Source organism: Edaphobacter sp. FHG110511_03 (genome assembly GCF_059115365.1).
This window is the reverse complement of sequence record NZ_JBZYWL010000002.1, coordinates 278,069-293,151: the sequence shown is the minus strand read 5'-3', so window position 1 is coordinate 293,151 and position 15,083 is coordinate 278,069. Positions and strand designations below refer to the sequence as shown.

Here is a 15,083-nt window from a genome sequence, read left to right as displayed (position 1 = left end):
CGTTGGAGATGACGAGGAATGAAGCCTGCCAGCTATCGACTCTTTCCACTCCTCTTTGAAAGCGCTTTTTAGATTCCCGCACTCCCAACTCCCATGCTTTCGGCGGTTATCCTTAGTTAATCCTTCTGGGTTGAAATGTCGTGAAGAAGATAGATTTTGCCAACGTTGCCCGGTTTGGGCAGGGCTGGGTTTTTTGGGGGGGCGAGTGATTCGAGGAGTGGCGAAGTGTAGGTTTGCGGGTTGGACGATTGTGGGGTTGGGCATGGCTGGGATGGCCTGGGCGCAGAAGGGGCCGCAGAAGCCGATTGATCTGCCCACCAGCAAGCAGATTCTGCCGCCGGTTCCAGGCGGACCGCAGAGGGTCAACAGTCTCCCCATCTCTATGGCGGTCTCGCCGGATAAGCGTTACGTGGTGACGGTGAATGCCGGGTATGGGACCTACGAGTCGCGATACATGCAGTCGCTTTCGGTTCTGGATACGAAGACCGGTAAGGTCGAGGACTTTCCGGACGACTGGACCCTGGTGGGGGCGAAGCAGACGCTGTACTCGGGGCTGGCGTTTAGTGGAGATGGAAGCCATGTATACGCGAGTCTTGGGTCGGAGACGGACCCCTTGGGCGATGGCAAAAAGGAGATGGGCAGCGGAGTTATCGTTTACGACTTCCATGAGGGGAAGGTCGTTCGCGACAGATTGCTGAAGATTCCGATGCAACAGCTTGCCCCAGGCAAGAAGACGATGCTGGTGGATGGCAAGGAGGGCGATCAGGGGGTTCCGTTTCCGGCGGCGATTGCGGTGTTGGGGAAGAGTGGGACGGAGAAGCTGCTGGTGGCGGGAAATCTCTCCGACGATGTGTGGCTGATGGACGCGAAGACGGGCGCGATCGAGAAGCGATTTGATCTGGCGGAGACGAATGCGGTGCCTTCGGTCTACCCGGTGGCATTGGCGGTGACCAACGATGAGAGCAGGGCTTTTGTCGCGTTGTGGAATGGATCGGATATCGCGGAGCTGGACCTGAAGACGGGAAAGGTGGGGCGGCGCCTGGATCTGTTGAAGCCGAAGTCGCCGATTGCCGCGGGAACCCATCCCTGCGCGCTGGAGATTGCTCCGGATGGCCGCACGTTGTATGTAGCGCTGGCGAACCGGGACGCGGTGGCAGCCGTAGAGCTCGACAAGGAGCAATTCGCGGTGAAGGGATATTTCGACACGCGGTTGCCTGGTCAGAGCTACTTTGGCGCGGAGCCGGATTCGTTGGCGATTTCACCGGACGGAAAGCGGCTGTACGTGGGCAATGCGGCCTCGGATGCGGTGGCGGTGATCGATACGGCGAAGCTGACGAAGAAGGCCGCCAGCCAGGGAATGGTGGAACCGGCAGGGTTTGTGCCAACGGAGTGGATGCCGGTTTCGATGGCTCTAGTCAAAGGCAAGCTGTATCTTGCGACAGCGAAAGGGAAGGGAACGGGACCGAACAACTTTCCTCAGCGTGCGACCGAGGAGACGAAGGGCAGGCCGAAGCGGACGTTCACGTATATCGGGACGCTGATCTATGGCTCGCTGGCTTCACTGGATGTGCCGACGATAGAGAGCGAACTGCCGCGATTGACCTCGGAGGTACTGGAGTCGAACCGGATGAAGGCGGCAGAGGAGAAGATCCGCTTTTATGACGGGACGGAGAGCCGCATCAAGCATGTGATCTACATCATCAAGGAGAACCGGACCTACGACCAGGTGTTTGGAGACCTGGAGCAGAACGGGAAGCGCGTGGGCAATGGCGATTCCAGCCTGACGATGTATGGCAAGGACATCACTCCGAACCAGCATGCGCTGGTGCTGCAGTTTGGCGTGCTGGACAATTTTTACGACTCAGGCGAGGTTTCGGGCGACGGACATGTGTGGTCGACGGCGGCGATCGGCACCGATTATCTGGAGAAGACCTGGGAGCAAAGCTATCGCGGATCGCAGAGGACGTACGACTTCGAGGGGGTGGTGGCGGAGGGATATCCGCTGTTGCAGAAGATTCCCGATGTGAACGAGCCTTCGAGCGGGTATCTGTGGGGCAATCTGGCGCGGCACGGAAAGACGTATTACCACTTTGGGGAGTACATCTCTTCGACGTTTTGCGGAGCGAAGAAGAGTGGAAGCTCGCAGGAGGGACCTTTGCTGGAGGGGTTGAAGTGCGCGCACAACAACGTGAACCCGGGTGAGGAGATTCCGGCGGAGTGGGGCGGCGGCGCGAGCAAATACCAGTGGCCGATTCCGCTGCTGGCAAAGAATATCGCGACTAAGCCGGAGTTGGTGGGGCACTTTGCGGAGGAGCAGCCGGACTTCAATCCGAAGGTTCCGGAGCAGCTTCGGGCTAACGTGTTTTTGCGGCATTTCGATGGATGGGTGAAGGATCGTGAGGCGGGGAACGATACGATGCCGAACTTCATTCTCATGCGGATGGGGAACGACCATACGCTGGGTACGACTCCAGGGGCGCCGACGCCTGAGGCTTCGATCTCGGACAACGATCTGGCGATTGGGCGGGTGGTGGATGGGGTGTCGCACTCGAAGTACTGGGACGATACGGCGTTCTTCATTCTGCAGGACGATGCTCAGGCGGGCGCAGATCATGTGGACGCGCACAGGAGTCTGGCGCTGGTGATCAGTAAGTATTCGCCACGGGTGAAGGATGGGGAAGCGTTTGTAGATAGCAGATTCTATTCGACGGTGAGCGTAATTCGGACGATGGAAACGCTGCTGGGGCTGCCTCCAATGAACAATAACGACGCGTTCAGCTCGATGATGAGCCCGTTGTTTACGGGGCCGGGGGATCAGGCTCCTTTTACGGCCGACTACAAAAATGAGAAGAACGGGATGATCTATACGGCCAATAAGCCGACAGCGGTGGGAGCGAAGGAGTCGTCGAAACTCGACTTCAGTCATGCGGACCGTGCCGATCCGGCGAAGCTAAACGTTATCCTATGGAAGGATGCCATGGGCGACCGGCCCGTGCCGCAGATGCTTCTGGAGAAGAGAAAGAAGGTCAAGAAAGATGACGATGACGACGACTAGGATTGCACCGTTCCGGCTGACGCCGTGGTTCAGCGAGCGGCCGTGGGGAAGGAAGAGCCTGAAGCCATGGTACGAAGAGACGGGAACGAATGAACTAGTAGGCGAGGCCTGGCTGACGGGACCGCAATGCGTTGTGGAAGAGGGTGAGCTGGAAGGTAAGACATTAGAGTCGCTTTCACAGACGTTAGGCGGAGAGTTTCCTCTGCTGGTGAAGCTGCTGTTCCCGAACGAGAAGCTGTCGGTGCAGGTGCATCCCGACGACGTGCAGGCGCAGGCTGCAGGTGAGGCTCGGGGCAAGACGGAGTGCTGGTATGTGCTGGAGGCGGAGCCGGGCGCTTCGGTCATGCTGGGACTCAAGCCCGGCGTGGATGCGGAGATGCTGGCCGCCTCGGTTGCCGACAACACGATGGAATCCCTGGTGGAGAAGGTTCCTGTGAGCGTGGGCGACATGTTGTTCGTGGATGCGGGCACCGTGCATGCAATCGAGCCCGGCGTAGTGTTGCTGGAGACGCAGCAGACGAGCGATGTGACCTACAGGCTGTACGACTATGGGCGTCCGAGAGAGCTGCACCTGGAGCAGGGGTTAAAGGTGATCAAGCCGAAGACGGCTGCTGGCAAGGTTGCACCGAAAGAGATGGCGGGGTTCACGCGGCTGATCGAACAGAAGTACTTTGTGGTGGATCGGTTTGAACTGGGCAGGATGGAAGAGCGGAGCTTGACGCTGGACGGCGCTGGATGCCTGGTGGGGCTCAAGGGGAAGGCCTGGGTAATAACGCCGGGCGAAGAGGTCGAGCTGGAGCCAGGTAAGGCTGTTGTGATTCCGCAGGGCACCGGCGAGGTGATCGTGGATGCGGAAGAGGGGGCGACGTTTGTGCGGTGCGTGGCTCCGGTCTCCGCAGATTAATCTGCGGAGACGGCAAGGCATCCAGGGAGTTTAGCGCAGGAAGACTGCCAGTTCTGCGGCTGCGTTGCGGAGGTGCGGAAGGAAGCGGGTCTGCATCTCGAGCGCGGAGATGCGTGGTGCGCTGCCGCTGAGGTTGATGGTGGCTACGGCGCGTCCGTTGGGCGCGAGGACAGGCACAGCCAGGGAGCGAAGACCAACTTCATACTCCTGATCGCAGAGGGCATAGCCGTTTCGGCGAATGTTGCGCAGGAGCATGCGCAGCTTTTCGACCGAGGTGACGGTGCGGGTGGTATGGGGGACGAGGGAGACACGGGAAAGGTAGGCCTCGATCTGCTCAGGGGAGAGATAGGCGAGCAGGATGCGTCCCATGCTGGTGCAGTAGGCAGGAAGGCGGCTGCCGATGTGGAGATCGACGGCCATGACGCGGTTGACAGTCGTACGGGCGACGTAGACGATGTCATCGCCATCAAGAGTGGCTACCGAGAAGGACTCGCGCAGCGCGGCAGACATGCGCTCAAGGATGGGCTGGGCTGCCGAGGAAAGCGTGCTGGACGCGGTGTAAGTGTGCGAGAGCGTGAGCATGCGCGGACGCAGGGAGTAGCGCGATCCGTCTTCGGCACCAGCGAAGCCGAGCTTGGTGAGGGTGTAGAGACAGCGACGGACCGCGGCGCGGGAGAGTCCGGTGCGCACGCTGAGCTGCGAGATCGTCATCTGAGGATTTTGCTGGGTAAAGGCCTGGATAACGATAAGACCTCGCGCAAGCGAGGTCATGAAATTGGGATCTCCAGTAAAGACATCGAGAGAGGATGCCGGCGTTTGTTTTTGAACAGGAGGCGGAACGGGAGGGAGAGGAGGAGGAGGTTCAGGTGAAAGCGGACGGCGTGGCGTAAGGCTCATGGGATCCCCTTCAGACCGTGACCGCGTCAGGGCGATAGCCGGTCTATTCTTACGATAAACGCACACTCCCCTTCGCTGCAAGTCCCGGCGCTGCGCGGGTCATGAATGCTGTGAGAAGATACAGCCGGAAATGTTCCTTTTCGATTGGGCCAGACATCACACCTTAAGACACAACGATCTAGAACGCAGAGGAGATACAGAACGCATGCAGACAGCAACGAAGTCCACAGCTCTTGTTGATAGACCGGCCTGGAAGGCCCTTGAAGCTCATTCGAAGCAGATTCGCGGAACGCATCTGCGCGAGCTTTTTGCGGAAGATGCCTCTCGTGGCGAGCGTTTGACGGCCGCGGCGGAGGGAATCTTTCTCGACTACTCAAAGAATCGCGTGACCGATGAGACGCTGAAGCTGTTGGTGCAACTCGCGGAAGAGGCGGGTCTGCGTGAGCGTACCGAGGCGATGTTTACCGGCGAGAAGATCAACATTACCGAAGACCGCGCTGTGCTGCATGTGGCGCTGCGGGCGCCGAAGACGGAGTCGATCAAGGTTGACGGCGAAGATGTAGTTCCTGAAGTGCACAAGGTTCTGGATAAGATGTCGCAGTTTGCCGATCGCGTTCGCAGCGGCGAATGGAAAGGGCACACGGGCAAGCGGATCAAGAATGTTGTGAACATTGGCATCGGCGGATCGGATCTTGGCCCTGTGATGGCGTATGAGGCGCTGAAGCACTACTCGCAACGCGATATGGTCTTCCGGTTCGTGTCTAACGTGGACGGAACGGACTTCGCGGAGGCAGTGCAGGATCTGGATGCGGAGGAGACGCTGTTTCTGGTCGCATCGAAGACTTTCACGACGCTGGAGACGATGACGAATGCGCACACGGCTCGAGACTGGTCGCTGAAGAAACTGGGCGATGAGAAGGCGGTGGCCAAGCACTTTGTGGCGATCTCGACCAATGCGAAGGAGGTCGCAAAGTTCGGCATCGATACGGAGAACATGTTCGGATTCTGGGACTGGGTGGGCGGACGCTACTCGATGGACTCGGCGATCGGACTTTCGACGATGATTGCGATCGGGCCTGAGAACTTCCGCGATATGCTTGCGGGATTTCATGCGATGGATGTGCACTTCCGCACGGCACCACTGGAGAAGAACCTTCCTGTTCTGCTGGGATTGCTGACGGTTTGGTACACGGAGTTCTTCGATGCACAGACGGTGGCGATTCTGCCGTATGAACAGTATCTGAAGCGCTTTCCGGCGTACCTGCAGCAGCTGACGATGGAGTCGAATGGAAAGCATGTGACGCTGGATGGGACGAAGGTGAATTACGAGACCGGACCGATCTACTGGGGCGAGCCGGGAACGAATGGGCAGCATTCGTTCTATCAGCTGATCCACCAGGGGACTCGTCTGATTCCGTGCGACTTCATCGGCTTTTACAAGACGCTGAATCCGCTGGGCCGGCATCACGACATGCTGATGGCGAATGTGTTTGCGCAAGCCGAGGCTCTGGCCTTTGGCAAGACTGCCGACCAGGTAAAGGCCGAGGGAACGCCGGACTGGCTGGTTCCGCATCGTGTATTCGAAGGCAATCGTCCTTCGAATACGATTCTTGCTGACCAGCTGACGCCGGCGCTGCTGGGCAAGCTGGTGGCTCTCTATGAGCATTCGGTGTTTACGCAGGGCGTGATCTGGAACATCGATTCGTTCGACCAGTGGGGCGTTGAGCTGGGCAAGGTGCTGGCTACGAAGATCCTTGGAGAGCTGGAGAGCAAGGATGCGCCGAAGCTGGAGCATGACAGCTCGACGACCAGCCTGATCGAGCGGTATCGGAATAACAAGTAGAGGATGAAGATTCGCCGGGTGCAAGGTCTCTGATTTAGGGACCTTGCGCTGGGCGTAGTGTTCCATCTCCTCTCGATTTCTATTTTTGGTATTGCAAGAGCGTTTTGCGGTACTCATCCTGCATCGATCAGGTCCATGTGAATGTGACACCACATTCGAATTTGAGCCGTTCCATGGATTTTGTTGTCAGATGGTTGGGCACATTTGCGATTCGCAAAAACCCATTGACGTGTTGACGCTCCACCTTTAGCATCGCCTCGAACTGTCCTCGCAGTTTAAATCCAAGCTTCCAAAGCTGAGTTGTATATAAGGAGCTTTAATGCCTATCACGTATGCTCGTCTTCTCCGTTCTCTCAACAGACCATTCAAAATTGTTATGGCGTCTGTACTACTCTTTGGCTTTCCTGTATCCGGGATCCATTGGGCAGGCGGACTCGTCTATGCTCAAACGAACGCAACGCCAGTACAGGCTTCAGGATCGCGGAACGCCTGGGCCTGGCCAGCGATTCCTGGATGCCTTGCAGATCCGGAGATTCAAACCAAGGGATCGACTGATTACAATTCACCCGTTTGTCCTCTGTATGATCGGCTGCTGGCGAGCGGCGAGATCAATATAGAACTCAGGTCCGCTCGTCGGGTCAATGCAGAGATGGATGGCCTTCTCTATCCCGCGTTCGTGCCTGGCACTGAGGTGGTTGCGTTCGTTACGACCGACAAATTCAGCGGTTCATTCACCGGTCCAACTGGATTGGTACGCGTCTCTACAAAATCCATTTCGGCGCTCAACGGGAGCTGGTGGACTACGCTCGATACTGTCAGCGAAGGAGGGCGGTTGCTCGATGCAGACGCCATTCAAAGAAAACTGGCGTTGCCCGATTCGCCGGCATGCATCGCTTACGCTGACGCAGTACGAACTGGAGTGCGGGCCTACATGGGCGTTGTCGCTCCTGCTTTTGCTCAGAACGGCGGAGGCGTAGAGTTTTGGTTTCCTCCCAGCGCAGTGATTGCAAAGAGGACCGAGCAGATACCTGGCGGTGCGGCTTGTGAATAGCAACTAAACCGGGTGTCGTCGTCATCCAGTCGCTGACACTTTGCCATTTTTCCGTTAACGGAGTTGCGACGACCAACCTGATAAAGCGGTATCGGAAGAGCAAATAAGGATGAAGGTTCGGCTGGTGCAAGGTCTCCTGCCTTAGGAAGCTTGCACCAGGCGTAGTGTCCATTTCCTATCGATTGCCATTGTGCTGGAATGAAGCTCAAACCATGGAGGGTGAAGCGGGAGATTTACGGCTTTCAGATCAAATCCTGGGAGGCACTTACCCACGTTGTTCGTCAATGGCAGAAGCGCGAGAATTTCTAACTTCCGCGGAGAGCCCGAAGATCCAGCGAAGGGTGCTGCTTGTAGATGGACCTTTGAGTTCCCAATATGGGAAAAGAGGACGATCTCTTACCATTCCCCCCGATATGTTCAGCCGCCTGTGATAAGGTCTTTTCTCGAGACCCCAAATCATCTACCTGATTCATCTCTCTCGAGAAAGAGTAATCGTTCCGCATGAACCGGAGTTGTCGAGTTGTTCTGCCGTATTTTTTGATGGTCCTGTTGTACTCTCTGCCTGCTTTAGCCCAAAGGCCCACGCCGCGAATCACCGAAAGGATTACAGAGACAGCCCGCACTGCACTTGTGGGATCTCGTGCTCCACAGGCGGAGCGCGGAGAAGATTTGGGCGCCGTTCCAGCCGAGATGGCCGTTCCCGGTATCACGCTGGTCTTCAAGCGCTCCGCTGCACAGGAGAACGCGCTACAGGAACTGCTGACGGCGCAGCAAAACACCGCCTCCCAGCTCTATCATCATTGGCTGACTCCGGATGATTTTGCCGCCCGCTTTGGCATGGCCGACAAGGACATTGCCACGGCTGAAACCTGGTTACGATCGCGCGGATTCCATATAGAGAACGAAGGCCGAGGCCGCGATCGCATTACCTTCTCCGGCGACGCTGCGCAGGTCCAAGCTGCTTTCGGTACGGGATTGCACTATTACCAGACCGATGGCGAGCTGCACTTTGCTCCAGAGGCAGATTTGAGCTTGCCCACGGAGCTCGCCTCGGTAACGACGGCTGTGCTTCACCTTTCGAATTTTCGACCGAAGCCGAGCTATGGTCCAGTGCATCCCAATTTCACGGCCCTTTCAACGCAGGCGCACTATCTGGCCCCTAAAGATATCTTTACGATGTATAACCTTTCCGCGCTGTACCAGAGCGGAACTTTGGGAGCAGGTCAAAGACTAGCTATCGTCGGACAGTCTTTCGTAGATACTTCGATTTCCTCGAAGGTCGTGCAATTTCAGGGAAATCTCACGCAAGTCAATACCATTAGCGCGGTTCTGGTTCCAGGTTCCGGTGTACAGGCCATATCGCCGGGGGATGAGGGGGAGTCGGAGATCGATCTCGAATACGCCTCGGGCATCGCACAAAATGCCAGCATCTTTCTGGTTTATGTCGGCGCCAACCGAAACTACGATGTGTTTGATGCCTTAGAGTTTGCCATTGCGGAAAACATTGCTCCGGTGATCAGCATCAGCTATGGCACATGCGAGTCGTTCCTGAGCGCAACGCAACTGGACGCGGGTAATGCACTATTCGAGGAGGCTGCGGCACAGGGGCAGACCTTGATTGCCGCTTCAGGTGACAGCGGATCTACAGCTTGTGCGCCCTTTAGTTCTTCAAGTGGAGTTACGCTTGCCCAGCAGCAAGCCCTGTCGGTGTCTTATCCAGCTGATAGTCCCTATGTCACCGCGGTTGGTGGAACTCAGATGGCAGCGGGAACCTTTGGGTCAGGATCGAATGCCTATTGGTCGAGTGCCAGCAGCGTCGATGCAGTTAGTTCGCTGCTGTCCTATGTTCCGGAGGTGGTCTGGAACGAGGGTTCAGTCTCACACGGTATTGTGGCAGGGGGCGGTGGCGCGAGCACTTACTACCCCCGGCCTACGTGGCAGAGCAGCGCTCCGGGGATACTATCCGGAGCCTATCGTCTCCTGCCTGATATAGCCCTCCAGTCGTCCATTGGCAGTCCCGGGTTTCTTGTGTGTTCCGATGATGCTGCCCTAATCCATCCGCAGGGGCAGACGTCAAGCTGCACCAGCGGACTTAAAGGCAGCAACAATCAATACACCGTTGCCGGCGGAACCAGCTTTGCGGCTCCCATCTTCGCGGGTATGGTGGCTATTCTGAATCAGGTCCAGCACGCAACCGGGCAAGGAAATATCAACCCGTTCCTTTACGGTTTGGCGTCGGATCCCACATCCTACGCTGCCGTGTTTCACGACATCACCAGCGGCACGATTGCGTGCGTTGCCGGCGCAGGAACCTGCGCCAGTCCCGGCCAGTCTGGATATGCGGCTACGCCGGGCTATGACGAAGCAACGGGTCTAGGGAGCGTCGATTTTGGGCGCCTGGTAACGGCTTGGCCTTCGAATGATGCCATGAAGCTTTCGGGCACGAATGTCCTGATCATTGCGTCTGATACGGCTGCGGTGCCGGGGGCGACCGTTCCCGTCCAAATTGTGGTGGGAACTTTCTATGCAGGCGGCGGCACGCCCGCGCCTACGGGTACTGTCTCGGTATCTTTGGACGGCACCATCGTGCAACCGTCTCTCGCATTCTCATCAACCAATGCGTTGCAGGCCAGCGCATCGGCAAACTATAGCTTTGTCGCGCCCGCAACCGTAGGCTCCCATCTGCTCACCGTCACCTATCCTGGTGATGCGACGCACGCGCCCTCCGTTGGAACCTACTCCGTCCTGGTCGGAGTAGTGAAGGCCGTCGGAGGCTTCAGCCTTGCGGCCGGAAATTTGACAATAGCCAATGGGAATGCGGGAAGCACACAGATCACATTGACGCCGACGGGGGGCTACACGGGTAGAGTTCAATGGTCGCTGAGCGCATCGGGTAACGCCAGCGGTTTAAGTGCCTGTTATGGGATTGGTTCACCGATTGTGAACGGAACGAGCACGGCAACGCTGACCATCGGCGTTGGTTCGATATGTAATGCTCCATCGCCTGCTGAACGCAAGGCTATCGAACCGTCTGGCCTACGCGCTTCCCATAAGGAAAAAAGCCCTTCACCCTGGCATAGCGCACCAAGGATGGAAGTTTATGCAGGCCTGTTACTTTTCAGCTCCTTCGTGGCACGGAAGCGAGGGACTCGCCTACCGCGCCTATTTGTGATCACTCTTCTGATGGTGGTCGGAGTTGGTTTGAATGGTTGCGGAGGAGGAGGAAGCAGCAGTGCCGGAAATAGCAATGGGACACCCCCAACATCGCCGAATAACACGACGAACTACACCTTAACTTTGACAGGCACCGATTCCGTGAACACCGCGATTAAGGCCTCTACGACCTTTACACTCACAGTGAAATAGCGCTCATTGCTGTTGCAGAGGAATGGGGTAAAGACGACTCATCGAAGCTGAAGCATGACGCCGGTGTGGGCAGGAATGGCGATCGTTTCTCCGTCTGCGTTTTTGCTGGTTTTGATGCCCTTGCCACCAGGGGTGAGGTGCGTTTCGTTCTGATCGAGCGCGGGACCGCTGAGGACTTCGAGAATCGTACCGGGAGGGGTTGTCACGGTGAGGCTCTGTGTTGCGTCCTTGTTGAGGATGGCGACGATGATCTTGCTGTCGGCTCGTCGGCCAGCATAGGCGACGGCATTGACACTGCCGGGATTGAAGTCGACGGGAAGCAGAGTGGTTCCGGCAAAGCGTGAGGCGAACTTCATTCCGTAGCCTACGGGCTCGATGAGGTATTTGCCGTTAAGCTTGCCGTCGACGCCGCTGCCTGCGAGGGTGCCTTCGTTTGCAATCGGTGTGTAGAAGGGCTTGGGGTGAGGAGCGTTGGGGTCTTTCATCAGCTGCTCGCCGCGAAGGGAGCCGCCGACGGAGACGGCCTGGGCGTGACCGCTGCCTCCATGAAGGTTGACTCCGCTGTAGCCGAGTGACATGAGCTCGAACAGGTAATCTGCTCCCCAGAGTGCGGCGGCGTAGACGTCGCTGAGACCGGGCTTGCCGCCCTGGTAGACGGTGTTGCCCTCGGTCATGCGGAAGGGAAGGCCCATCTTTGTGGCGGCCTCGCGCGCGAGAGCAGCCTTCTGGGCGACGGCTGGGCTGGGTTTAAGGAGGCGCTCAATATTGGCGTTGGGACTGCTGGGCGGGCCGCCCCAATAGTAATGATGCGAGAGCGTGGTGACGTTCGGTCTTTCCGCCAGCGAGGGCCAGCGGTCCGCGATCTTCGGAAGCCAGGAGACATCGGAGGCGACGTCAGGCATGCCGAACTTCGCGCCCGGAACGGCCTTCTGGACGGCCAATGCGAGGGGAACCCATTCCTTGAGGTACTGATCTACGCCCCAGGTTTTAGGGTCGCGGAGATGACGGTTGAACATGTCGACTTCATTGCCGAGTTGAAAGTAGAGGAGGCGCGAGCCAAGGGTCTGGGCGACTAAACGGGCTTCGGCTACATCCGCCTCTTCGACGGCGAAGCCGAGGTTGAGGCCGTAGATGCAGGTCCAGCCGGTGGCTTTGAGAAAGCCATCGAGGTTATGAATAGCTGAGGGCGTGATGGCGAAGATAGTGGTCGGTGGAGGCTCTCCGTTGTCGGCCTTGCCACGAGCGCGCTGCGGCGGTTGGCTCTGCGGCGTAGCCTTCCACCAGCCGAACTCGCTGGTATTGCCGCCGAGGCGAAGAACGCCGTGTGCGGAGATTGCACGAAACTGGGCGATCAGGCTCTTGTTCGCTGGAGAGAAGAAGCTGGGATCTTCGAGCTGCATGGCCTCGTAAGAGAGGCCAATGAAATCTTTTGGGACGCTGATCGGAAGGTCGCCTGTGCCCAGCCTGAGCGTTGCAGTGGGGGTCTGCGCAAAAAGTGTGTCTGGGCGGATGGCGACAGCGGCCAGAGCGAGAGAGGAGTTGCGAAGAAAGCGGCGGCGTGCAAGGAAAGCTTGGTTCATCGAAGACGAATATATCAGCAGGGCTCGATGGCGTTTTAAGCGCTGAGGGATTCGTTCTGCTTATGAGCGAAGCGCTGCGAGAACGTCTGCAGGCTCAGGGCGGACGCGGAAATCGGCGTGGGCCTCGGCGAAGGTGATGATGTTGTCGCGGTTGATGACGAAGGTTCCGGGCAGAGGAAGCCGCCAGCTTTCATCCGTAGCGTTGTGGTAGTTGAGGCCTGCGTTGTTGAAGGGAATATTGACGAGGATGGACTGGAAATAACGCCGCTGTTCCGGTGAGAGTGTGTAAGCGAGGCCGAACTGGTCGGCAACGTTGCAGCCTGCGTCGCTGAGGAGAGGAAAGTGCAGGCCGTGCTGGTCGAGCATGAAGACATTCTGACGTGGTGCTTGCGGAGAAACAGCGACGAAGATGCCTCCCAGATTCCGTACCTCGGCCTGAAGATCGCGCCAGTTCTCAAGCTCGGTGACACAGTACGGGCACCAGCGGCCGCGGAAGAACTTGATGACTATCGGGCCGAGCGCGACGAGATCGGCGGAATGAACCGACTTGCGGGTGCGAGCGTCGGGCAGCGTGAAGGAAGGAGCAGGCGTGCCGGGCTTGAGGATGCGATCTTCGATCCCAGTGGCGAAGAGGTCGGCAACAATCTTCTCGGAGAACGCAAGCCTCTCAGGCTGGACGAGCGCACGGGTGTTCTGGGTGATGCGGTCCAGCTGATCCTGGAGGGAGGTGTTTAGCAAAGCGGCCACATTCCTATTATCGCAGCGGCGAGCCGATTTGACTGCGCGGAAGCTGTGTTTTACATGGCTGCAGTTGCGGCTCCGGAGTGGCATGAAGTTGCGGGAATCTTCGATTTCGAGGCTTTAGCAGACCGGATCGTCGACCGGGGCGTGGCGACAGAACTGTGCGTAGAGGGCAGAGACTTCAGCAGAGAGGTGAGCCGGCTGAAGGCCTGGTCGCGGGCGGCCTTGTTGGCTGGGTTGTTGTTGGCTGGGTCCTCGCCGGCTCTCATAAAACCGTGTCCGGCTCCATCGTAAGTGACGGGCTCGAACTTCTTGCCTGCGGCCTTCATATCTTTGATGGTTGCCGGAAGGGTGGCGCCGATGCGGGCGTCGTTGCCTGCATAGAAGCCATAGACTGGCGCGGTGATGGTGGAGAAGTCGGACGGCGGTGGCCCATAGAAGACGAAGGCGGCAGCGAGGTCCTTGCGATGCGCGGCGAAGGCGAAAGACTTGCCCCCACCCCAGCAGAAGCCAGCGGAGGCCACGATGCCATTAGAGGCTGGAAGTTTTTTGCCGTAGTCGGCTGCCGCGTCGAGGTCGGCGTTGACGGTATCGGGATTGAGGCCGGAGACCGCCTTGGTAATGGCGTCCATGCCGGAGTAGGAGTCGGTGCCTCCACCATTGGGGCCGGAGCCGGAGAGCAGGTCGGGGGCGACGACGATGTAGCCGGCAGCGGCGAGCTCGTCGGCCATCTCCTTGACCCAGTCGGAGAGACCGAAGATCTCGTGAATCAAAACGACGACGGGAACTTTGCCGCTGACCTCGGGGTAGACGACAAATGCCTGCAGCGAGCGATCGCCGTGCTTGAGGGTTACGTACTCGCGGTGGCGAGGCGAGGTCTCGAGCTTCGCCTTCGCCCAGTCCTGGGCGGATGCTGAGAGAGAGGCAAGCAGCAGAAGGAGGGCGGGCAGCACGAGCAGAGAACGGCGCATGGGAGGAGTGTATGCCGAGAAGAATCGAATGGACAATCAGGAATATGTAAAAGTCTTGTCGGGTGGGAGAGTGCAGGCGCGCGCCTTACGGCATACGAAGACTTATACTTCGCCAATGGCGGGCTTTCACCTACGAGTGGCGACGATGGCAGACGTTGCCGGGATTCGTGAACTGATCGATGCTTCAGTGCGTGGGCTGCAGGCGAAAGACTATTCAGCAGCGCAGATCGATGCTTCACTCCAGACTGTCTTTACGATCGACACACAGTTGATCGTGGATGGAACTTACTTTGTCGCTTTTACTGAAGAGGAGGAGATGGCTGGCTGCGGCGGGTGGAGCAGGCGGAAGACGCTGTACGGCGGGGACCATCAGGTAGGAAAGATCGAACCGGAGCTGCTGGATCCTGCCGTCGATGCGGCGAAGGTGCGGGCGATCTTTGTGCATCCGCGATTCGCTCGCTTGGGCCTGGGAAGCATGATTCTGGAGGCGGCGGAAGTGGCTGCGGTGCGAGCAGGGTTCCGGCGCTTCGAGATGGGAAGCACCTTGACCGGCGTGGCGCTCTACTCGCTGAAGGGCTACCGGGAGACAGAGCGGGTCATGGTTCCGGTAGGTGATGGCGAAGAGATCCAGGTGGTACGGATGGTCAAGGAGCAGGATTCTCTGCGTTGATGGAT

At 58.2% G+C, this 15,083-nt stretch carries 10 protein-coding genes; 6 read left to right on the top strand and 4 right to left on the bottom strand.

The window, feature by feature from the left end; all coding sequences use genetic code 11:
• Positions 1-262: 262 nt before the first annotated feature.
• Positions 263-3,055 carry a beta-propeller fold lactonase family protein gene (locus AC5S26_RS10645; protein WP_494184871.1) on the top strand — a complete coding sequence of 931 codons (2,793 nt, stop codon included), beginning with the start codon at positions 263-265 and terminating at the stop codon, positions 3,053-3,055.
• The gene (locus AC5S26_RS10640) at positions 3,042-3,959 is read left to right on the top strand and encodes a type I phosphomannose isomerase catalytic subunit (RefSeq protein WP_494184870.1); all 918 of its coding nucleotides are present in this window, start codon (positions 3,042-3,044) and stop codon (positions 3,957-3,959) included. Before AC5S26_RS10645 ends, AC5S26_RS10640 begins: the two co-directional genes overlap by 14 nt.
• Before the next feature lie 30 nt (positions 3,960-3,989).
• Here AC5S26_RS10640 and AC5S26_RS10635 read toward each other — a convergent pair whose 3' ends face one another.
• Complete coding sequence (locus AC5S26_RS10635) at positions 3,990-4,856, bottom strand: IclR family transcriptional regulator domain-containing protein (protein ID WP_494184869.1); 867 nt, start codon at positions 4,854-4,856, stop codon at positions 3,990-3,992.
• Positions 4,857-5,061: 205 nt separating this feature from the next.
• Between AC5S26_RS10635 and pgi the strand changes: the two genes are divergently transcribed.
• The 3 genes from pgi to AC5S26_RS10620 all read left to right on the top strand — a co-directional run bounded on the left by pgi (position 5,062) and on the right by AC5S26_RS10620 (position 11,116).
• Positions 5,062-6,699, top strand: coding sequence for a glucose-6-phosphate isomerase (pgi, locus tag AC5S26_RS10630; protein WP_494184868.1), 1,638 nt, complete (start codon positions 5,062-5,064; stop codon positions 6,697-6,699).
• 319 nt (positions 6,700-7,018) lie between these two features.
• Positions 7,019-7,750, top strand: a complete 732-nt coding sequence (locus AC5S26_RS10625; RefSeq protein ID WP_494184867.1) for a hypothetical protein — start codon at positions 7,019-7,021, stop codon at positions 7,748-7,750.
• Between the two features lie 669 nt (positions 7,751-8,419).
• Positions 8,420-11,116 (top strand): protease pro-enzyme activation domain-containing protein, encoded by a 2,697-nt coding sequence (locus AC5S26_RS10620; protein WP_494184866.1) that lies wholly within the window; start codon positions 8,420-8,422, stop codon positions 11,114-11,116.
• A gap of 38 nt (positions 11,117-11,154) precedes the next feature.
• On the opposite strand, the gene AC5S26_RS10615 is transcribed toward AC5S26_RS10620, so the two are convergent.
• From AC5S26_RS10615 to AC5S26_RS10605, 3 genes are read right to left on the bottom strand one after another with little or no spacing between them, the layout of a single operon-like run.
• On the bottom strand, positions 11,155-12,696 hold the full coding sequence (locus AC5S26_RS10615) for a hypothetical protein (protein WP_494184865.1): 1,542 nt from the start codon (positions 12,694-12,696) through the stop codon (positions 11,155-11,157).
• Positions 12,697-12,756: 60 nt separating this feature from the next.
• Positions 12,757-13,434 carry a peroxiredoxin-like family protein gene (locus AC5S26_RS10610; protein WP_494184864.1) on the bottom strand — a complete coding sequence of 226 codons (678 nt, stop codon included), beginning with the start codon at positions 13,432-13,434 and terminating at the stop codon, positions 12,757-12,759.
• A gap of 59 nt (positions 13,435-13,493) precedes the next feature.
• A complete protein-coding gene (locus AC5S26_RS10605) occupies positions 13,494-14,408 on the bottom strand; it encodes a dienelactone hydrolase family protein (protein ID WP_494184863.1) in 915 nt (304 codons plus the stop codon).
• 28 nt (positions 14,409-14,436) lie between these two features.
• Between AC5S26_RS10605 and AC5S26_RS10600 the strand changes: the two genes are divergently transcribed.
• Positions 14,437-15,078: a GNAT family N-acetyltransferase gene (locus AC5S26_RS10600; RefSeq protein ID WP_494184862.1), complete on the top strand. Its 642-nt coding sequence runs from the start codon at positions 14,437-14,439 to the stop codon at positions 15,076-15,078.
• Positions 15,079-15,083 lie beyond the last annotated feature (5 nt).

Excerpts from the sequence above, each read along its gene's own strand:
- pgi (WP_494184868.1), top strand. The coding sequence starts at position 5,062 with ATGCAGACAGCAACGAAGTCCACAGCTCTTGTTGATAGACCGGCCTGG.
- AC5S26_RS10600 (WP_494184862.1), top strand. The coding sequence starts at position 14,437 with ATGGACAATCAGGAATATGTAAAAGTCTTGTCGGGTGGGAGAGTGCAG.
- AC5S26_RS10605 (WP_494184863.1), bottom strand. The coding sequence starts at position 14,408 with ATGCGCCGTTCTCTGCTCGTGCTGCCCGCCCTCCTTCTGCTGCTTGCC.
- AC5S26_RS10645 (WP_494184871.1), top strand. The coding sequence starts at position 263 with ATGGCTGGGATGGCCTGGGCGCAGAAGGGGCCGCAGAAGCCGATTGAT.
- AC5S26_RS10640 (WP_494184870.1), top strand. The coding sequence starts at position 3,042 with ATGACGACGACTAGGATTGCACCGTTCCGGCTGACGCCGTGGTTCAGC.
- AC5S26_RS10615 (WP_494184865.1), bottom strand. The coding sequence starts at position 12,696 with ATGAACCAAGCTTTCCTTGCACGCCGCCGCTTTCTTCGCAACTCCTCT.
- AC5S26_RS10625 (WP_494184867.1), top strand. The coding sequence starts at position 7,019 with ATGCCTATCACGTATGCTCGTCTTCTCCGTTCTCTCAACAGACCATTC.
- AC5S26_RS10635 (WP_494184869.1), bottom strand. The coding sequence starts at position 4,856 with ATGAGCCTTACGCCACGCCGTCCGCTTTCACCTGAACCTCCTCCTCCT.